This is a genomic window from Brevundimonas sp. P7753 (genome assembly GCF_013386595.1).
Taxonomy (GTDB): Bacteria; Pseudomonadota; Alphaproteobacteria; order Caulobacterales; family Caulobacteraceae; genus Brevundimonas; species Brevundimonas bullata.
The window spans coordinates 1-317 of record NZ_JACARP010000285.1; the positions used below are offsets into that span (position 1 = coordinate 1).

Here is a 317-nt window from a genome sequence, read left to right on the forward strand (position 1 = left end):
GTACTCTACGTGCTGGTGGGCATGGCCGAGCTGACAGCGGTGGGCAAGTACATCCAGTTCTGGTGGCCGGAAATTCCGACCTGGGTCAGTGCGGTGGTGTTCTTTGTGCTGGTCAACCTGATCAACACCCTCAACGTGAAGTTCTTCGGTGAGACCGAGTTCTGGTTCGCGATCATCAAGGTGGTGGCGATTGTCGGCATGATCGTGCTCGGCTGCTACCTGCTGTTCAGCGGCACCGGCGGCCCGCAGGCCTCGGTGAGCAACCTGTGGAGCCACGGCGGGTTCTTCCCGAATGGCGGCATGGGGCTGTTGATGTC

Annotated in this window: 1 pseudogene; it reads left to right on the forward strand. The window is 60.6% G+C overall.

The annotated features are described in order from the left end of the window. Positions 1-317 (forward strand): annotated as a pseudogene (locus HX774_RS19605) (hypothetical protein); the annotation flags it as partial.